The organism is Vibrio coralliilyticus ATCC BAA-450, from assembly GCF_000176135.1.
Lineage (GTDB): Bacteria > Pseudomonadota > Gammaproteobacteria > Enterobacterales > Vibrionaceae > Vibrio > Vibrio coralliilyticus.
In genome coordinates this window covers 462,550-482,594 of record NZ_ACZN01000015.1, presented here as the reverse complement: position 1 = coordinate 482,594, position 20,045 = coordinate 462,550, and the positions used below count along the sequence as shown (strand labels likewise).

The 20,045-nt window shown below is 44.5% G+C and carries 18 protein-coding genes and 1 tRNA gene; 13 read left to right on the top strand and 6 right to left on the bottom strand.

Annotated features, from left to right (window positions below):
• Positions 1-6: 6 nt before the first annotated feature.
• From VIC_RS09530 to VIC_RS09515, 4 genes are all read right to left on the bottom strand, one after another.
• Positions 7-1,317, bottom strand: coding sequence for an outer membrane protein transport protein (locus VIC_RS09530; RefSeq protein WP_006959414.1), 1,311 nt, complete (start codon positions 1,315-1,317; stop codon positions 7-9).
• A gap of 323 nt (positions 1,318-1,640) precedes the next feature.
• Complete coding sequence (locus VIC_RS09525) at positions 1,641-2,927, bottom strand: outer membrane protein transport protein (RefSeq protein ID WP_006959412.1); 1,287 nt, start codon at positions 2,925-2,927, stop codon at positions 1,641-1,643.
• Between the two features lie 265 nt (positions 2,928-3,192).
• On the bottom strand, positions 3,193-3,921 hold the full coding sequence (locus VIC_RS09520) for a DUF3379 domain-containing protein (protein ID WP_006959410.1): 729 nt from the start codon (positions 3,919-3,921) through the stop codon (positions 3,193-3,195).
• Positions 3,914-4,489: a sigma-70 family RNA polymerase sigma factor gene (locus VIC_RS09515; RefSeq protein ID WP_029236321.1), complete on the bottom strand. Its 576-nt coding sequence runs from the start codon at positions 4,487-4,489 to the stop codon at positions 3,914-3,916. Before VIC_RS09515 ends, VIC_RS09520 begins: the two co-directional genes overlap by 8 nt.
• Before the next feature lie 627 nt (positions 4,490-5,116).
• Here VIC_RS09515 and fadI point away from each other — a divergent pair.
• The 3 genes from fadI (at position 5,117) to VIC_RS09500 (ending at position 9,200) form a co-directional block, all read left to right on the top strand.
• Positions 5,117-6,424 (top strand): acetyl-CoA C-acyltransferase FadI, encoded by a 1,308-nt coding sequence (fadI, locus tag VIC_RS09510; protein WP_006959406.1) that lies wholly within the window; start codon positions 5,117-5,119, stop codon positions 6,422-6,424.
• On the top strand, positions 6,424-8,547 hold the full coding sequence (gene fadJ / locus VIC_RS09505) for a fatty acid oxidation complex subunit alpha FadJ (protein ID WP_006959404.1): 2,124 nt from the start codon (positions 6,424-6,426) through the stop codon (positions 8,545-8,547). The genes fadI and fadJ overlap by 1 nt, the downstream gene beginning before the upstream one ends.
• 104 nt (positions 8,548-8,651) lie before the next feature.
• The gene (locus VIC_RS09500; protein WP_006959402.1) at positions 8,652-9,200 is read left to right on the top strand and encodes an NAD(P)H nitroreductase; all 549 of its coding nucleotides are present in this window, start codon (positions 8,652-8,654) and stop codon (positions 9,198-9,200) included.
• 43 nt (positions 9,201-9,243) lie between these two features.
• On the opposite strand, the gene VIC_RS09495 is transcribed toward VIC_RS09500, so the two are convergent.
• The gene (locus tag VIC_RS09495; protein WP_019277863.1) at positions 9,244-10,119 is read right to left on the bottom strand and encodes a LysR family transcriptional regulator; all 876 of its coding nucleotides are present in this window, start codon (positions 10,117-10,119) and stop codon (positions 9,244-9,246) included.
• 244 nt (positions 10,120-10,363) lie between these two features.
• Between VIC_RS09495 and VIC_RS09490 the strand changes: the two genes are divergently transcribed.
• The 7 genes from VIC_RS09490 (at position 10,364) to recR (ending at position 15,997) form a co-directional block, all read left to right on the top strand.
• On the top strand, positions 10,364-11,464 hold the full coding sequence (locus VIC_RS09490) for a response regulator (protein ID WP_006959399.1): 1,101 nt from the start codon (positions 10,364-10,366) through the stop codon (positions 11,462-11,464).
• Positions 11,465-11,630: 166 nt separating this feature from the next.
• Entirely contained in the window at positions 11,631-11,762 is a 132-nt protein-coding gene (locus VIC_RS27130; RefSeq protein ID WP_006959397.1) for a hypothetical protein, read from the top strand.
• Between the two features lie 47 nt (positions 11,763-11,809).
• Entirely contained in the window at positions 11,810-12,175 is a 366-nt protein-coding gene (locus VIC_RS09480) for a YbaN family protein (protein WP_050778619.1), read from the top strand.
• Between the two features lie 162 nt (positions 12,176-12,337).
• On the top strand, positions 12,338-12,883 hold the full coding sequence (gene apt / locus VIC_RS09475) for an adenine phosphoribosyltransferase (RefSeq protein WP_006959393.1): 546 nt from the start codon (positions 12,338-12,340) through the stop codon (positions 12,881-12,883).
• A 12-nt stretch (positions 12,884-12,895) separates the two neighbouring features.
• Positions 12,896-14,980 (top strand): DNA polymerase III subunit gamma/tau, encoded by a 2,085-nt coding sequence (dnaX, locus tag VIC_RS09470; protein ID WP_006959391.1) that lies wholly within the window; start codon positions 12,896-12,898, stop codon positions 14,978-14,980.
• Between the two features lie 71 nt (positions 14,981-15,051).
• The gene (locus VIC_RS09465) at positions 15,052-15,381 is read left to right on the top strand and encodes a YbaB/EbfC family nucleoid-associated protein (RefSeq protein ID WP_006959389.1); all 330 of its coding nucleotides are present in this window, start codon (positions 15,052-15,054) and stop codon (positions 15,379-15,381) included.
• A gap of 16 nt (positions 15,382-15,397) precedes the next feature.
• On the top strand, positions 15,398-15,997 hold the full coding sequence (recR, locus tag VIC_RS09460) for a recombination mediator RecR (protein WP_006959387.1): 600 nt from the start codon (positions 15,398-15,400) through the stop codon (positions 15,995-15,997).
• A 47-nt stretch (positions 15,998-16,044) separates the two neighbouring features.
• Here recR and folD read toward each other — a convergent pair whose 3' ends face one another.
• Positions 16,045-16,908, bottom strand: coding sequence for a bifunctional methylenetetrahydrofolate dehydrogenase/methenyltetrahydrofolate cyclohydrolase FolD (gene folD / locus VIC_RS09455; protein WP_006959385.1), 864 nt, complete (start codon positions 16,906-16,908; stop codon positions 16,045-16,047).
• Positions 16,909-17,109: 201 nt separating this feature from the next.
• Here folD and VIC_RS09450 point away from each other — a divergent pair.
• From VIC_RS09450 to VIC_RS09440, 3 genes are all read left to right on the top strand, one after another.
• A tRNA-Arg gene (locus VIC_RS09450) sits at positions 17,110-17,186 on the top strand.
• 201 nt (positions 17,187-17,387) lie between these two features.
• Positions 17,388-17,996 (top strand): DUF2913 family protein, encoded by a 609-nt coding sequence (locus tag VIC_RS09445; protein WP_006959382.1) that lies wholly within the window; start codon positions 17,388-17,390, stop codon positions 17,994-17,996.
• A gap of 495 nt (positions 17,997-18,491) precedes the next feature.
• Positions 18,492-19,964, top strand: a complete 1,473-nt coding sequence (locus tag VIC_RS09440; RefSeq protein ID WP_006959379.1) for a protein adenylyltransferase SelO — start codon at positions 18,492-18,494, stop codon at positions 19,962-19,964.
• Positions 19,965-20,045 lie beyond the last annotated feature (81 nt).

The window sequence follows — 20,045 nt, the reverse complement described above, 5'->3', positions numbered from 1 at the left end:
ATTTATTTAGAATTTGTAATTAGCTTGAACACCGATTAGCCAGATGTTGCCTTTAGTCTCGCCGACGAATTGGCCTGCAACATTTTGTGCTTCATCATCCGATGCGTATCCACGTGATTCGGTGATTGGTGCATCTTTCGCAAGGATGTAGGTTAATCCGCCATCCAATGTGAACTGTTTAGTAAACTCGTAGCTTGCACCAAGGCTCAGCCATGTACGATCGGTTTCTGGAATGGTAATTGTACGGTTTTTATCACTAACTGCTGACGTGTCGTATGCCGCGCCTGTGCGTAGAGTTAGTTTTTGGTCAACCTGATAGGTAGCACCGATAGCAAAGCGGTAATTGTCTTCCCAATTTTCAACCTTAACCATTTTAGTGCCATAGGTATCAAGCTGTGCTTCAAGTTTCTCGAAGCTGCTCCAATCTGTCCAGTTTAAGCTAGCATGGATCGCCAGTTTTTCCGTTAGCTGATGGAAGCTTGCTATTTCTGCAGTTGCAGGTAAGGCGAGATCCATAGAGCCGTTGTCACGGTTCCCGTCCCTAAGGGCTGAGTCAAAACCAATACCCGTTGCGTAGCCCTCAAGTTTAAGATCAATTTCAGATTTGTAAGTAAAACCAACTCTATGCTCTTCATTAATTTGCCAAGCTGTACCGACTTGCCAACCCCAAGCGGTATCATCACCTTCCATGTACTTTAGAGTAGTGCCTTGCGGCTGTGACAATACATTGTATTGCGGTGTTTTTGCGCCAAAGCTGCCTTCACCTATTACGTAGCGGATACCACCACCAAAACTGAACTGCTCATTAAGCTTGTAAGCAGCGTTCAGGTTGGCTTCCATGGTTGTGACGCTAGCTTCATTACCAAAATGTGCTGCTGCAAAGTCATCGCCTAGATTAGTTTCCATGCCGTAGTTGGTACCCATTGCAAAACCGACAGCGACTTTTTCAGAGTACTTGTGAGAGATATAAAAGTTAGGAATAACGGCATCATTCGCGAAATCATCGGAAGATGCATTAGATGTAGGAAGTAAAGGGCTTAAAGACTTTGAGCCATCCACACTACCACTAACATCAACATTAGGATTTACATAGATAGCACCGACAGAAATCTGAGTACCTTCGAGATAGGTTAGCATTGCTGGGTTGCGCCACTGTGCGCTCGCGTTGTCGGCCATAGCTGCTTCACCAGCGTATGCACGACCTAAACCTGTTGCTGAATATTCAGCGAGCTGGAATCCTGCTGCGTTTACTGATGCAGATGCTGAAAGAAGGCTACCTGCCACTGCAAGAGATAAGAGAGTTTTGTTTGTTTTCATTTTTATGTTCGCTGAACGTATTGATAATTTGTCGTGCGATCATAAGTTTAGAGCTATTACTTTAAAAATTAAAAACAGTGTTAACTCTATATTTGGCATAAAATATTGTAATGTGGTCATATCCCTTTCTAATTGACTAAATGTTAATGGCTTGTTTTCGATGTTGAGCGTACATACGTACTATGAAAGGGGTATTTTTGAGTACATGTGTAAGCTGAAAATAGAGTAGAAACAGTGGGTTGAGTAGAGTGTAAGACTTGCTGTAAAAGAAAAGGGTCAGTTTCCTGACCCTTTCAAGAGATAAATTATGCTAACTTTCTAACTTAGAAGCTACGGCTGTACTGTAGGCCTAACAAGATAGCATCCGCACGAGTTGTACCAGTTACTTCTGAAAGAAGTAGGGCAGAGTTGGTTGGGCTATATGTTGTTTCTTCGACTTTAACATCCTCACCCATGAGATAAGTGAAGCCAAAATCGATGTCAGATTTTTCATCTAGGTGGTAAGTAAATCCAGCGGACAGCCAGTTACGGTCTGAGTCCGGAACAGAGATAGAAGTCACTTGATCTTGGGCACTTGTGTCATGCATATAACCAGCACGCAATGTCCAGTCTTGGTTCAAGTAATATGTACCACCGATAGCATAGTGCATACCATTTTGCCATTTGTAGTCATTAATATCACCTGCTTTGTCCGCGACTAACTTATCGAATTCACTCCAGTTTATCCACTGTACGCTATAATGCACAGCGTATTTGTCATTAAGGCGATGGTAACCTGAAAATTCAGCCATATCTGGTAGTGGCATATGTAGCGTATCGGAGGTGTAAGTAGTACCCAGCTTGGTAATATCACCTTCTGCTTCTAAATCAGGGCTATAGCGGTAAGAAAATCCGAAACGGTTTTTATCATCCATTTCATAAACTGTACCGACATTAAAACCCACAGCCCAACCGTCTGCTTTAGTATCAAGTGCTGTAAATGAAGTTGATGCTCCGCTAGTTAAAACGCTAGATAGAGTCGGACTAGCTGTACGTTGAAGCTTACCTTCACCATAAATAAAGTCGATGCCGGCGCCAAAACTCCATTGCTCATTTAAACGGTAAGAACCAGCAACGCCGAGGTTCATACTTTTTACATCTGTTAGACCGCCGTACTCTGAAGCAGCAAATGAGCTATCGAACTCTGTTTTCGTGCCAAAGTTGGTGTATGCGTTCACACCCCAAGCAAACTTGTCATTTACTGGGACGATAAGATGAATGTTAGGGGCAATTGATGTATCGCCTGCATCATCATAGTTAGAAGCGGAAGTTGTGTAACCTGTGCCATTGAATACTCTATATTGAGCATCTTTTACTTCAATTTGAGACGTAATTGAAACGAAACCTAGAGATAGAGACATTTCATCAAACAATGCCATTGTCGCTGGGTTACGAGCCATTGATGAAGCGTTATCAGCAATTACAGCATCACCAGCGAATGCTCGGCCAAGGCCTGTTGCTGATTGAGCATTAAGTTGGAAACCTGCAGCGAGAGCTTGCTGAGAAGCCATTGTAGTTGTGGCAATGGTCACTGCTAAAAGTGATTTTTTAAACAGACGCGTCTTGTTCATTTTTGCTTTTTCCTTTTTTGTTCGTCTCTACCGGACGTTATACTCGAGCAAAAGCTCAGTGGTGGCTGATACTAGACTCAAGTATAAAAGATAGAAATCCGACCATTGCCTAATTGGATGATAAAATTATGGAAATGATGTGTATCTGGCAAGAAAATGCTGAAAAATTCTTCTTTTTAGAGCTTGAGCTCTAATTTTATGCTAAAAAAATGGCTTAAACGATTCGTTCAAGCCATGAGGTAGGTCACAAAATGTTAAAATTTGGTTAACTCATCGGTTTGATGATAGTCATCAGATTTTCGGCGATTTTGGCAACATCTTCACCTTCTTCTCCGACCAAGATTAAACTGGTCTGACCGACAGGTTCTACAACACCCGCCATACCTTCTTTCTCGAAGTCGACCGTCTTGTCTGAAGCGATGCCCGTTAAGAACAAGGTAACTTTACCTTTTTCACCACGGAAGACCATGTGAAGTGCATTCGACTTACCAAACCCACAATGATTTAGGTAGTAGACGTGGTAAGGGAAGTTTTCACCAAGCTGATGATCGAACGGCATCATCTTGGCGTTTATTTGTGATGAAGCGACGTTTTCATCTAAATTTTGAACAAATGGCTTTTCATCGATGACGTGCTTAATGGCTGTATCAGCTAGGCTAGCTTGTGCTGGAGATACAACGATGTTCCCCCAATTCACCTGTCCAACGAGCAAACCAAAAACAAAAGCAATCGATGCTGCCATGGCCATGGCACGTTTAGCAAAGTTCGGTCTAACTACGTTTGATTCTGTGCTTGATGTCTGATTGAATAATATTCTGTCGGCCAGATCTTCAGGGACATCTACATTCATTGCTTTGGCAATCTGAGCGTCGAGATCCAGAATATCATCGGCGAACTTGCCATTGGCATCATTCGACTTCATTGCTTCTAAGATATCGCTGTCCCGGTCTTTAGGATCGGACATGATGCGACGACGAAATTCTAACTCATCCATTTTGCTGCCCTCTGTGACTGTTTTCTGTATCTAACATGTCTTTCAATTGATTTCTTGCTCTGAACAGACGAGTCATCACAGTATTCTTATTCAGACCTAGTATCTCACCAATCTCTTCACCGCTAAAGCCACCGACGACTTGTAAGAAAAGTGGTTCGCGATATTCATCTTCCAGCTTCATGATCTGTGCCTGGACCCATTCCGACTGATGGTGTGGGTCATCGCTGACCTTTGCATCATTACCATGATCATCAATATCGACCAGATCAAACTGTTTTCTTTCGAAGCGGCGAGCATTTTCTCGTCTCAAAATAGTAATGAGCCAAGATTTTGCTGCTTTTTCGTCCTGTAAGCTATCCAGAGATTTCCATGCCCTTAGGCAAGTTTCTTGTACCAAATCCTCTGCCACAGACTGATCTTTGCACAACCAGTAAGCGTAGCGGTACAGATCTCTGTGATACGCTCTGACAAGCGCTTCGTACTTTCTTTGTCTGTCCATATCCGAGTTGACCGGACTACTGGACTTTTTCTTCCCAAAAAAATTGATGACTGACACATGAGCCTCCAAATTTGCTCTGTGGTTTTTGTTGTACGCCTGTAAGTAAAGGCTATAGCGTGAGACCTAAATCAAACGGGTATGTCCAACTTTATGTGCAAGCGAATGTTCTCATAGCTACTGATAGAGTGAAAGTGAATAGGATTATTTTATAAAATCGAATTAGGGGGATAAATACACCTAAACTTGATCTATTTCAAAATCCGATGAATTTCAAAGGTTATAGTACTCCTTGTCATCTAGTTGGTCTTATGACTAACAAGTTGAGCAAGATGACACTTCCTTTTGAAGGCTGACTTTACTTTCTCCTAATCAGGAAACTGATTATTTTCAATTGGCGTAAGTTAATTGTTTTATATATTCCGACCACACAGTTCTGTGTGGTTTTTTTTTGCCCACACTTAATTCTTGTATAGCAATTATAGATGATAGAGCTTTTTGCTCACAGATTGTCTGGACTAAGTCTTTGTCTGCAAGCTATTTGTTCTATAAATGACTGCTGCGTTCAGCTTTAGTTCATTCTCTTGGTTTAAATTGCTTTTCCATCCTAAGTCACGTTTATTTAAACGGTTGTTTGATTGTGTTAACATTCTGATTACAATGTTTCTGGTCAGACCTCTCATTCTTAAAGGAGAAACAATGGGCAAGCAGGAAGTGAAAACGCGTTCCGGAGAGCGCGTCGCAGTCGTCGCTGGTTTGCGTACGCCATTTGCACGCCAAAGTACTGAGTTCAGCCAAGTTCCAGCGGTTGATCTAGGTAAAATGGTAGTGAGTGAAATGATGGCTCGCACCGAGATTGAACCAAAGTTGATTGATCAAGTGGTATTCGGTCAGGTTGTGCAAATGCCGGAAGCTCCGAACATCGCACGTGAGATTGTACTGGGAACGGGAATGAACATTCATACCGATGCTTACAGTGTGACGCGCGCTTGTGCGACGAGCTTTCAGTCGGCAGTGAACGTGGCAGAGAGCATTATGTCAGGCACAATTGATGTGGGTATCGCGGGCGGTGCGGATTCTTCTTCTGTTTTACCTATTGGCGTTTCTAAAAAGCTTGCCGCGAACCTACTGGCGCTGAGCAAAACCAAGACCATGGGTCAAAAGCTCAAAATTCTTAAAAGCCTGTCGTTTAAAGATCTGATGCCAGTGCCTCCAGCGGTTGCAGAGTACTCAACAGGCTTGTCGATGGGCCAAACTGCTGAACAGATGGCGAAATCACATTCGATTACCCGCCTAGAGCAGGATGCGTTAGCGCATCGCTCGCATACTCTTGCGGCTCAGGCTTGGAATGACGGGAAAATAGAAGGGGAAGTCATGACGGCATTCCCTGAGCCGTACAAAAAGTGGCTCTCGCAAGATAATAATATTCGCCATGATTCTACCCTTGAAGGTTACGCGAAACTACGCCCTGCTTTTGATCGTCAATATGGCAGCGTAACCGCCGCCAACAGTACTCCACTTACAGATGGCGCAGCGGCAATTATGCTGATGCGTGAAGGTAAAGCGAAAGAGCTGGGCCTTGAAATTATGGGCTACATCCGCTCTTACGCATTTTCCGCTATTGGCGTTGAAACCGATATGCTGATGGGGCCTTCTTACTCAACGCCGATGGCGCTCGACAGAGCGGGTATCGAACTGTCCGATCTTACCTTAATTGACATGCATGAAGCATTCGCTGCTCAAACCTTATCCAATGTGAAGATGTTTGCTTCTGATAAGTTTGCACAAGAGCAACTGGGCCGCTCTAAAGCGATTGGTGAAATCGATATGGATAAGTTCAATGTGCTTGGTGGTTCGATTGCCTATGGTCACCCATTTGCAGCCACTGGCGCACGAATGATTACTCAGACGTTGAGAGAGCTAAAACGTCGAGGTGGTGGACTGGCGCTGAATACAGCGTGTGCCGCAGGTGGTTTGGGTGCAGCTATGGTTTTGGAGGTTGAGTAATGAGCGAGCACAAAGCGTTTGAGTTAAAAATAGACGAACAAGATATCGCCTGGCTGTCTATTGATGTTCCGGGTGAGAAAATGAACACCTTGCAGGCAGCGTTTGCTCAGGAAATGGAAGACATCTTTACTCAACTGAAGGAGAAAAAATCCTCAGTAAAAGGTTTGATTGTCCACTCTCTGAAACCTGATAACTTCATCGCAGGTGCTGATGTTAGGATGCTAGATGCATGTAACAGCGCGTCAGAAGCTCAAGCTTTAGCTGAGCAAGGCCAGCAGATGTTTCAACAGCTATCTGACCTACCTTATCCTGTTATTGCTGCCATTCACGGTCCGTGCTTAGGAGGTGGTTTAGAGCTTGCTCTTGCATGTGATTACCGTGTTTGTACAAATTCAGATAAAACCCGTTTAGGCTTGCCAGAAGTGCAACTTGGTCTTCTGCCGGGCTCTGGTGGTACGCAGCGACTGCCACGTCTGATCGGTTTGTTGCCATCTCTGGATATGATTCTTACAGGTAAGCAGTTACGCGCTAAAAAAGCCAAGAAGCTTGGTGTCGTGGATGCTGTGGTACCTGAGACTATTTTACTTGAGGTAGCGAAGAGCTTTGTCGAAAAGCATGCCGGAAAATCGCGAGCTAAACGCAAGGTTTCAACGAAAGAGAAGCTAATCGCTAATACCGGTCTTGGTCGTAAAGTGATCTTTGAACAAGCATCTAAGAAGACCATCGAAAAGACTCGTGGCAATTACCCAGCGGCAGAGGCAATCCTAGAAGTGATTCGCCACGGCCTAGAGAAAGGGTTTGAGAAAGGCCAGCAAAAAGAAGCGCAGCGCTTTGGTGAGTTAGTGATGACCTCAGAGTCGAAAGCACTTCGTTCTATTTTCTTCGCGACAACAGAAATGAAGAAAGAGAATGGCAGCGATGCTGAGCCTAAAGCGATTGAACGTGCAGCGGTTCTTGGTGGTGGCCTGATGGGTGCTGGAATTAGCCACGTCAGCGTCTCGAAAGCGAAAGTTCCAGTGCGTATTAAAGATGTCTCTAATGATGGTGTTCTTAACGCATTGAAGTACAACTACAAGTTGTTTGATAAGCAGCGTAAGCGTCGCATTATTTCTAAAGCACAACTGCAATCCAAAATGCTTCAAATGTCAGGTGGTACAGATTTCACCAGTTTCAATCACGCGGATGTTGTCGTTGAAGCCGTATTTGAAGATTTGAACCTGAAGCAGCAAATGGTTGCTGATGTGGAAAAGAATGCGAAAGATACCACCATTTTTGCTACTAATACCTCTTCGCTGCCTATTCATCAGATAGCGGACAAAGCGCAGCGACCTGAAAACATCGTAGGTCTTCATTACTTTAGCCCAGTAGAAAAAATGCCGTTGGTTGAGGTGATTCCTCATGAAACAACGTCTGATGAAACAATCTCGACTGTAGTTGAGTTTGCACGTAAGCAAGGTAAAACGCCGATTGTTGTTAAAGATTGCGCTGGTTTCTACGTGAACCGTATTCTTGCTCCGTACATGAATGAAGCAGCGCAAGTGTTGATGTCTGGTGAGCCGATAGAGCAACTGGATAAAGCTTTGCTGAACTTTGGCTTCCCAGTAGGCCCTATCACCTTGCTTGACGAAGTCGGCGTCGATATCGGTGCTAAGATTATGCCGATTCTGGTTGAAGAATTAGGTGAACGTTTCCAAGGTCCTGACGTGTTCGATATCTTGCTGAATGACAATCGTAAAGGGCGTAAGACAGGTAAAGGTTTCTATACCTATAAAGGTAAGAAGAAGGAAGTCGACAAGTCAGTGTATAAGCTATTGAGCTTATCACCAGAGTCTAAGATGGCAGAGAAAGACATCGCGATGCGCTGTGTGCTACCTATGTTGAACGAAGCGGTTCGTTGTCTGGACGAAGGCATTATTCGTAGCCCTAGAGACGGTGACATTGGTGCTATTTTTGGTATTGGCTTCCCTCCTTTCCTTGGCGGCCCTTTCCGCTACATGGATCAGATTGGCGTGAAGAAACTGGTAGAAATGATGAACGAGAACGCACAGAAATATGGTGATCGTTTCGCTCCATGTGACGGTTTGTTGACCCGAGCGGGGTTAGAGAAATCGTTCTACGAGTAATACACGACTAGATGACAATCAGGCGAGCCGTAAGGTTCGCCTTTTTTGTAACCTGAGGTTATGATCAAACCAAAGCAATTATAAAAACTCAGTAAGGATTTCAAATGGATGCTTTAGATTTGTTGCTCAACCGCCGTTCAATAGCAAAACTGTCTGGCCCAGCGCCAGAAGGTCATGTGCTTGAGAACATAATCCGCGCAGGATTGAGAGCCCCGGATCATGCAGGCCTGACGCCTTGGCGCTTTGTTATTTCCCAGGGAGAAGGGCTGAACAAGCTGTCAGACATTCTGGTTTCAGCCGCCAAAGCAGAGAGCAGCGAAGAAGCGGTAATAGAGAAACTGAAAAATGCGCCATTCCGTGCACCTATGGTTATCACAGTGATTGCCAAAGTTACCGAGCACGAAAAAGTACCGGCATTAGAGCAGTACTTATCTGCGGGTTGTGCGGTTCAGGCGATGCAAATGGCGGCAGTTGCTCAAGGTTTTCAAGGTTTTTGGCGTTCAGGCAAGTGGATGTTCCATCAAGCGGTTCATCAAGCATTTGGACTGGAAGGCGACGACGAAATTGTCGGTTTTCTCTATTTGGGTACACCAGCTTGCACACCGATGAAGGTACCAGAGCGCGACCTGAGTAAGTTTGTTGAGTATCTGTAGGGATTAGGAAAAGAGCTTGGTTTGTCCAAGCTCTTTTTTTCATCTAGTGAATATTGTAGGCAATAACAAAGTCGATAAGTAAGCGTACTTTTTCTGGTAGGTGATCTTTATGATTGTAAAGCATATAGATATCGCGGGGGTTTGCACTCCAGTCTTCGAGTACGCGCGTTAAACTGCCATCTTCAATGTACTTTTTAAGCATAGCATCTGGCATAAGGGTGATCCCTAATCCGTTGGAACACGCGCTGCGTACGACATCCAGAGTACTTGCTTGGAAGCGTCCTTTGTCATTGTTGACGACGGTTTCACCGTTGCTGTTGGTTAGTTGCCATTTAAGAAGAGGTGCGCCTTTTAATAGGGAATGATTGTGCAAATCTTCTGCATGTTTTGGAGTAGGGTTGTTTTTTAGGTACTCAGGACTGGCAACTAAGATGTCCTCAACTGAGCTTATCTTACGCGCAATCAGGCTTGAGTCTCTCTGAGGGCCAACACGGAAAATGACATCCCACTCTGTCGGATCAAGTTGATCAGCATGATTGCTAGTCGTTAGTTCAATGTTGATGTCAGGGTAGTGTTTCATAAACTCATTCAGCATAGGCATCATTCTACGCTTAGTGAGGTTTGAGGGAGCGGAAATGCGGATTTTGCCTGCAGCGCCTCGGCATTCGTCAGTGATCTCTTCGGCTGCAGAGGTTAATCGGTTAAGTAGGGGAGAGCATTCGTTGTAGAAACGTTCACCGGCTTCCGTAAGGGAAAGTTTACGTGCATGGCGGTTTAATAACCTAAGGTTAAGTGCCTCTTCTAACGCTTGTATGCGTCGTGTGATTGTTGCAACGGGAATCATTGTCTTGCGAGATGTCGCAGTATAACTCCCATTTTCAACGACTAGCCTAAAAAGGTTGAGATCATCTAATTTCATTACGTCCGACACATTTTTTTACGAATTTGGGTAATTTATATCTATAACAGATGTCAAAGGTTGAGTCACATCAACAAGTTTTACGATCTTTGACATTGCATACATATAGTATGCAACAAGGGCGCAAAGTGGAAGATTTGTATAAATACACTTTCGCGACTACTTTTAAATGAGTGTTTGAAACAATTTACAAAAACAATAATAACAGCAGTTGTACGTTTTTAGTTGCGTGAGGCGAAGGTTTATGCATAAAACATATGAAGTGGCGACAACGCCCTCAACTCAGCTGGCTGCCAGCCAAAAATTGATCATGCTAGTCGATGATGATCCTGTCTTCCGTAAGATCACTTGTGGATTCCTTAAGGCTCAAGGTTATCAGGTTGTCGAAGCTGAAAATGGTTTAGAAGGTCTGAAAAAGTTAAGAAGCGCTGAGCCAGATCTCATCCTTTGTGATCTGTCTATGCCTGTTTTAGACGGTATCGAATTTGTTGAAGAGGTGAGTTTAGAGTACCCATCTCTTCCTTTAATTGTGGTGTCAGCAACAGATGAAATGTCTGATGTTGCTAAAGCACTTCGCTTTGGTATTAAAGATTTCCTACCAAAACCAATTTCTAATCATGAGCACCTTGCGAGTGCGATCGAAAATACACTTGATGATTCAGACAACCATCTGTGTGACCAGCGTGATTTCGCCAGTCAATGGTTTCGTGTAGACAGTGGCGATATGCCTGAAGAGCAGGAATTACATTGGCACCTAGAATATCTCGAAGATAATCCCATGGCTGCGAAAGATTTACTTCACGCATTACTTCCAGATAAGGATACCTCTCAGGGGGATTGGAAGTGCAGCTACCGCTTGTTGCAGTCAACAGATGTTATGCCTTTGGTGTTCGATTATGCGTGGCTAATGAATGGTCAGTTTGCGTTTTATCTTGTTGATTCAGCAAGTGAAGGCCAGCATGGTGCGGCAACTACTTTACTAGTCCGCGCTCTATTCCATGACTATTTACGTAACCTTAAATGTTTTAACGCGGATCTCAAAGACATTGCAGATTTGCTGGAGAAAGGTTTAGCCTGTTCAGACTGTGCTAGCCCAGTACATGCCATGTTTGGTATTGCTGATGTCTCTGAAGGTACTTTGTCTATTTTGCCGGCAGGGCTGGATGCCCAATGGTCTAATGGCTATTTTTCTCAGCACATCCCGGCGGGTGTGAGGCTAGGGGATAGTTGCGCGAAGAACTTTATTACCACCGATTTGCCAATACAGTCTGCTTGCCAGCTAACTTTGAGCTGTCTTGGGTCAAGTAGTTTCAGCTTGGACATTTTCCGCGGAGGCAGTGCATAAGCGCTGCCTCGTTATTGAGCTCAATATCGAAATAACCCTTCTTTTGCTCGGTGTTTATGAGCAAGAGATTAAGGTATAGTCCGCCAAAACAAAAATGACCCAATGTTTTAACGAAAGTTTAACTCGTGGTTTGAAAAATCGTCACTTACATTAGAGAAGTAATCCCATGGCAGACAAAGATTTCAAAGAACCTTATAATATTTTCTACTTTCTAGGTTTTATTGCAGCTCTATTGATTCCAACACTACCAGCCACGTTAACTTGGATTCGTGTAGTAAACGGATACGCGGGCTTCTAACTGATTTCTCGGAGCTTACCATCAGTATTCAAAGATTTGGCTTAAATATTGTTGGTGGCTTAAGTTTGTGCCTAGGCTTTCTGGGCATATTCCTCCCTCTTCTTCCAACGACTCCTTTTATTCTTCTTGCTAGCGCTTGTTTTATGCGCAGTAGTCCAACTTTTCATCGTTGGTTGCATGAACACAAAACGTTCGGACCTATTCTAGACAATTGGCATCAGCATGGTGCTGTAACCAGCAAAGTAAAAACACGTGGTGCTATCTGTATGGTCGCGAGCTTTACTTTTTCTATTTGGATTGTTCCTCACTTTTGGTTAAAGATTATGCTGGTGGTCATGCTGATCATCTTATTGACTTGGTTTATTCGTTTGCCTGTGATTGAGCGCCTTGCTGACAAGCAAGAAAATCACTAAGATTGCAGGGAAGTGTGCCCGCTCTTCGAGTGGGCGTTTGTTATTGTAGGCACAGATAATTTAAGTCAGCTGTTAATGACCCAATTGTGCTGAGAACCCCGCTAGCGCTTGCCACATAATGACACAATAAAGTACAAGCTTAGCCAATCTAAGAAATGAGTTATGACAACTGAAACAATCTCACTGATCAAATCTAGCATCAAAAGTATTCCAGATTACCCAAAGCCAGGCATTCTATTTCGTGACGTGACTAGCTTGATGGAAGACGCTCCTGCTTACCAAGCGACGATCCAACTATTAGTTGAAAAGTACAAGGACATGGGCTTTACCAAGATTGTTGGTACAGAAGCGCGCGGTTTTCTTTTTGGCGCTCCTCTTGCACTTGAGCTAGGGCTAGGCTTTGTGCCTGTTCGTAAGCCGGGTAAATTGCCACGTGAGACGGTTGCACAATCTTATGAGCTTGAGTACGGCACTGACACACTGGAAATTCACACTGACGCGATTGCAGAAGGTGATAAAGTGTTAGTTGTTGATGATCTGCTTGCGACTGGTGGAACGATTGAAGCTACCACTAAACTGATTCGTCAGTTGGGTGGCGTTGTAGAACATGCTGCATTCGTTATCAATCTTCCAGAGATTGGTGGCGACAAGCGTCTAGAAGGTTTAGGCCTCGACGTATACAGTATTTGTGAATTTGACGGCCATTAATCGGATATATTCATGAGTTATCTTGCTTTAGCTCGAAAGTGGCGACCTACAAAGTTTAATGAAGTTGTAGGGCAACGCCATGTTTTGACAGCATTAGAAAATGCTTTAGCCCAGAACAGGCTTCATCATGCCTACTTGTTTAGCGGGACACGTGGTGTCGGTAAAACGACCATAGGTCGATTGTTTGCCAAGGGGCTGAACTGTGAAACAGGGATTACCGCTACGCCATGTGGCATCTGTGATACTTGTAGAGAAATCGATGAAGGTCGATTTGTCGATCTATTAGAAATCGACGCAGCGTCACGCACTAAAGTTGAAGATACTCGTGAATTGCTTGATAACGTGCAATACAAACCTGCACGTGGTCGATTTAAGGTCTATCTAATCGATGAAGTTCACATGCTCTCGCGCCATAGTTTTAATGCGTTGCTTAAAACACTTGAAGAGCCGCCTGAGTATGTGAAATTCCTTCTGGCGACAACCGATCCTCAGAAACTGCCAGTTACCATTTTATCTCGCTGTTTGCAGTTCCATCTTAAGCCAATCAGTGTTGATAATATCCATGAGCAATTGGATCATATTTTAAAGCATGAGCAAGTTTCTTCTGAGCCCCGAGCGCTTGGAATGATTGCGCATGCCGCAGATGGCAGTATGCGTGATGCACTAAGCTTAAGTGATCAGGCTATTGCATTGGGGAATGGACAGGTGCTTGCCGACAGTGTGGCGCATATGTTGGGTACACTGGATACCGATCAGGCGTTGCATTTGCTTGAGGCGATCAGCTCAAAGCAACCTCAGGTTGCGATGGACAGTTTATCGGCTTTAGCGCAAAACGGTGTTGAATGGGATGGGCTACTCCAACAGCTTGCGACTCAGTTACACCGATTAGCAATGTATCAGGCACTGCCTGCGACCCTAGACAAGGCGCAACCTGACGCAGAAAAAGTAGAGCTCTTGAGCCGTGCGTTAGCACCTCAAGATGTTCAGCTGTATTATCAAATTGCTTTGAAAGGCCGCCAAGATCTACCTTTAGCGCCTTCAGAGCGCATCGGCCTAGAGATGATTGTGCTGAGAATGATGGCATTCAGACCGTCGGCAAAACCTCATGCACATGCTATCTCGACAGATGTTGTTCAGTCAGAACCGTCGACACCAGTTTCAGTCTCTCAGCCTGTCTCTAGTGCGCCTGATCCCAATGTAACGCCGCCTGTCGCACCGACTCCTTCCTATTCGCAGGAGCGAGAAGAGTTACCTCCGGCTGGTTACATGCCTGAGCAATATAGTCCTGAGCCTATGGATTACACTCCTCCGCAGTATGAAGCACCGGTTCAACCTATGCCTCAAGAGCAGCAGGTTCCGCCTTCAGTGCAACAGAACCAACTTACGTCGCCTGTGAGTGGATTGCGTCACCAGCTTCGTTCTCAACGCAAAGGGATCAATCAAGGAAATACGCCAAAAAAGGCTAACGCGACATCAGCAAAAAAATCAGATTCTGTTCTTGACCGAGTTGCTCAGCGACACTCAGGAACTATGCCGGTGTCGCCATTGTCAAACTCACAGTCGGTAGCGACACCTGAGCTGGATAAGAATGAGCCTTATCAGTGGAAGCCGACACTGCCTCAAGTCGAAAAACAGGGCAGTGAACTTACTCCAACTCAGATAAAAAAGGCGTTGGAACATGAAAAAACGCCTGAAATGGCCCAAAAATTGGCAGAAGAGAGCTTAGAGAAAAATGAGTGGGCGAAGCTGATTAGCCAGTTGGATACGGCAAAGCTGACCGAACAATTGGCTCTGAACTCTCATTTTGAAAAACAAGGCCCATCAATTGCACTGACATTAAGGCCTCAGCAAGCGCATTTAAATACTGAGCGCGCGCAAAGTGAGTTACTCGAGGCAGTCAACAGAGCTACCGGTGAGGAATGCCATCTTACTGTTGAGGTAGGTGACAGTGGAGAAACACCTTTAGAGCTGAGAGAAAAGCTTTATCAAGGCAGATTGCAACAGGCTTTTATCAGCCTAGAAAATGACAATCATGTCCAGTTTATAGAGCAGCGATTTGCTGCTGAACTGGATAAAGACAGTGTACGACCAATTTAAGTCTGGGGTTGAAAACTTACACTTCGACCCCATCTATTAACGAAATAAGCTAAATAACCAGAGAGATAATCATGTTTGGTAAAGGCGGTATGGGCAATCTAATGAAGCAAGCCCAGCAAATGCAAGAGCGTATGCAAAAGCTTCAAGAAGAAATTGCAAATATGGAAGTGACAGGTGAGTCTGGTGCTGGTCTAGTAAAAGTCACTATCACGGGTAGCCACAGTGTGCGTCGCGTTGAGATTGATGAAAGTCTGATGGAAGACGACAAAGAAATGCTAGAAGACCTTATCGCTGCTGCTTTCAACGACGCTGCTCGTCGTGTTGAAGAAACTCAGAAAGAAAAAATGGCTGGCGTGACTGGAGGTATGCAACTACCACCAGGCATGAAAATGCCTTTCTAATCGATAGGGTTAGTTAATGCGCACCAGTCATATGCTGGAGCAATTGATGGAGGCCTTACGTTGTCTGCCTGGGGTTGGCCCCAAGTCAGCTCAGCGTATGGCCTTTCATTTGTTACAGCGCGATAGAAAGGGTGGTTTGCAGCTAGCGGATGCGCTAAGCCAAGCAATGACGGAAATCGGCCACTGCAATGAATGTCGCACTTTTACCGAAGAAGAAACATGTCATATTTGTACCAATCCTAAACGTCAGGAAAATGGTCAAATTTGTGTGGTTGAAAGCCCAGCTGATATAGCTGCAGTGGAATCTACAGGTCAGTTCTCTGGCCGTTATTTTGTTCTTATGGGCCATTTGTCACCACTTGACGGAATTGGTCCGAGTGACATAGGCCTTGATGTGCTCGATTACCGCTTACGCCGAGGGGATGTATCTGAGGTTATTCTCGCAACTAACCCAACGGTCGAAGGGGAAGCAACGGCTCACTATATCGCTGAATTGTGTAAGGAACATCAGGTTCAGGCGAGCAGAATTGCTCATGGTGTCCCTGTTGGTGGTGAATTGGAGCTAGTGGACGGAACAACGCTTTCACATTCCCTATTAGGCCGACAAAAGCTGTGATTCATATCGGATGATTGAAAAAGCCACTCTTGCGAGTGGCTTTTTTGTTATTTCTTTTTAGTGTGAAACTGCTCACAAGCCAACATAGTGTTCTCAATCAAGCTGGCCACTGTCATTGGCCCAACGCCACCAGGAACGGGAGTAATAAAGCTCGCGCTTTCCTTTGCGTTTTTGTAATCGACGTCACCTACTAATTTGCCAGATTCTAAGCGGTTGATACCGACATCGACTACCACGGCGCCTTCTTTGATCCAATTACCTGGAATAAAGTTAGGTTTACCCACAGCCACTACCACCAAGTCTGCTTGACGAACATGGCTTTCTAGATCTTTGGTGAATCGGTGGCAAGTGGTCGTTGTACAGCCAGCTAGCAGAAGTTCAAGCGTCATAGGGCGGCCAACAATATTGGAAGCACCAACAACAACAGCATGCATACCGCGAAGATTAATATTGTAGCGGTCAAGTAACGTGATGATGCCTTTTGGTGTGCATGAACGAAGCTTAGGAATGCGCTGAGCAAGACGACCAACGTTATAAGGGTGGAAACCATCAACGTCTTTTTCTGGGTGAATACGCTCTAAAACATGTGTTGCATCGATACCAGCGGGTAATGGCAGCTGGACCAGAATGCCATCAATTTCTTCGTCAGCATTCAACTCATCGATTAGAGACAGCAACTCTTCTTCTGATGTTGAAGCGGAAAGATCAAATGATTTTGATACGAATCCTACTTCTTCACACGCGCGGCGCTTGCTTCCAACGTACACTTGCGACGCTGGATCTTCACCGACCAGCACAACAGCCAGGCCAGGCGCTCTTAAGCCCGCATTAACCCGAGCTTTTACACGAGCGGCAACTTCCGATCGAACGGTTTGAGAAATAAGTGTTCCATCAATATTTTGAGCAGTCATGGCGTTCCTTTAAATAGAATGGCTATTTAGTTGCTGCGCATTGTCGCAAAAAATTTGACGAACATCTATAAGCAAACGTTTGCTTTGGGGTGTTTTTAATCAAAATGAAGTTCGGTGACCTTTTTTTAGTCATTCAGATCAGAATGTTAAGAAAAGACCTTGTTTTAAGGACTCGAACTCGTATAATCCTTTTCCTGTAGCGCGCCCTTAGCTCAGTTGGATAGAGCACGTGCCTTCTAAGCATGTGGTCGCAGGTTCGAATCCTGCAGGGCGTGCCATTTATTTAGAAACCCTGATAGCTTAACGGCTGTCAGGGTTTTGTCGTTTCGTAGAAGGATGAAAATTGGGTCGCAACCATAGCGTGACGATTGCACTGAATTCGACCTGTACATAGGCTGAGCTTTTCTGTAGCATGGCGTTCCTTCTCAAAGTACCTAAATTGATTAAAGCTTGAACAGGGCACCATACGTTCAGACAACATGCGCAGTATCCATACTAAAATTAAACCCGAGTTTGAGCCTCTCCTGTCTGAGCTAGCATTGCATGCATTGCTTCATCTGCACACCAATCATTCAGCACAGGTCTTAGGCAGAAAATCGCGTTCGGACATTAACGACATTCTTTCTGCTTGGCTGAACAAAGCGGCTAATAGCAAGAAATATAAGCCTTTTAAGAAGAAAATTCGTTCTCTGGTTAGCCACGCTCGATCTCAGCGTCTGGATATGGAATCAATGCTAGGCAATCTATTCTCGCCCATTCATGGTGATGAACTGCCGCATCTAGATAGCTTTTTATTGCTGATTAACATGCTAGAGAAGGAACTCAATACGACAGTACTGTTGTCTAGTGCAGAGGAGGTGGACTTAACCTTTAATCCTAAAGGTTGCCTATTGTGTGTGCTGTCACCGGATTTGAATGCGCATTTTGACAATCGCAATCGTCTATCTGCTGATATTTCAATGCTATTTCGTGGCACTCGTGGCGAAAAGCATGCCATTCTTCGAACCATTTACGCTTCTGCTATTTTTGAACATAAAGTTGATTACGAAGATGATAATTTTGTGCGGATTAGCTTAGGCTTGAAATAGTTTACTGCTTCTCACCTGTTCGAGCCTAAATTTCGATTATTGTTATTTAATTGAATTTTCGCGAACTTTAGCAGCAACTTGGCTGCAAAGTTCGAACTGGAACAGATTCTTTACATCCTCTAAAACTCAAAAAAGAAGCCTGACCTCTCAATTTTTTCAGATTGTCATAAAAATTTAATCTTGGTGTGTATTGAGAAAAGTCTTCGATTTCATCATATTGTAATTAAGATGTAATAAAAACAACGAGGAGAACGTATGCAGCATCAAGAAATGATCCAACCTTCTAACTTTGGCGTTATCAGTCGTACTTGTCTATTTTCACTTGTTGGTATTGTGGGTGTTTTTGCTCTCATCTAACATTGGACGTCAGTGAAGCTAAGCCTTAATAAGTGTGTAACTACTTACTTTTAGAGTCATTTATTAGGGCAGCTTTCAAAGCATATCTATCCGCTTTATGCTACTTTCTGCGATAACAGCTTTGCAAATGGACTGCATATGTCTTCCCCGTCGTTGCTCAACCTTAATTACCGCTTTAGTCAATTTCCTTCAGCATTCTATACCCATGTTCAGCCGCAAGCGCTCGACAACAGTCACTGGGTGGCTTGGAACAGTGAGTTTGCTCGCCAATTCGGCCTACCTTTGCAAGCACCACAAGGCTCACTGAAATCTTTTCTTGCCGGCGAACTTAAACCTATGCCTACCCCTTGTTTGGCCATGAAGTATGCGGGTCATCAGTTTGGTATTTACAACCCAGATTTAGGTGATGGCCGAGGATTGTTGCTGGGAGAAATTTCTAATCAGTCAGGTACCTTATTTGACATCCATCTTAAAGGTGCTGGATTAACGCCTTATTCGAGGATGGGTGACGGGCGCGCGGTACTGCGCTCCACGATCAGAGAGTATTTGTGCAGTGAGGCAATGGCAGGCTTAGGGATCCCAACGACACGGGCGTTAGCGATGTTAACCAGCGATACTCTTGTTTACCGTGAAAAAGCCGAGCAGGGCGCGCTTTTACTGCGAATGTCTCAGAGCCATATTCGTTTTGGGCACTTTGAGCATTTCTTTTACACCAATCAGATAGCCGAACTGAAGTTGCTAGCGGATAAAGTGATTGAGTGGTACTGGCCGGACTGCATCGAGACTGACAAACCATACTTAGCGATGTTTGAACATGTGGTCAAAGGTACAGCTAACTTGATTGCGCACTGGCAGGCTTACGGTTTTGCACACGGCGTGATGAATACCGACAATATGTCTATTCTTGGCGAGACGTTTGATTATGGACCGTTTGGATTTCTTGACGATTATGATCCTAGTTACATCAGCAACCACTCTGACTACGAAGGCCGTTATGCGTTTGATCAGCAACCTAGAGTGGGATTGTGGAACTTATCGGCCCTTGCCCACGCGTTAACCCCGCTCATTGAGAAGAACGACTTAGAATCAGTACTGGAGAAGTACGAAGGTATACTTGGTAAGAGTTTCAGCCGATTGATGCGAAGCAAACTCGGCCTTCAGAGCAAGCGAGAAAAGGACAGTGAGCTCTTTCAATCTATGTTCGAATTGTTAGAGCAAAACCAAGTCGATTACACACGCTTTATGCGTGAGATATCCAATCTAGACCGTACGGATCCCCAAGTCGTAATTGATTTGTTTGCCGATCGTGAAGCGGTAAAAGTATGGCTTACAGACTATCTTGCCCGATGTGAACAAGAAGCCGATGAAGCTGGTTCTCCCATCGAAGCATCAGAGCGCTGCGAAGCCATGCGGCGTGTGAACCCCAAGTACATATTGCGTAATTATCTCGCTCAACTGGCGATTGATAAAGCGGAAGAAGGCGATTTTAGTGAAGTGAACCGAGTCGCTGAACTACTCAAATACCCTTATGATGAGCAGCCGGAAATGGACGAGTACGCTAAGCTGCCTCCCGAATGGGGGAAAAAAATGGAGATCAGTTGCTCTTCCTAATTGACCTCTCTTGTGAAAAAGTACTGAATTACTTTTATATTTGTTAATAGGTTGTGATCTGAATCTGTTTTGTGATCAAAT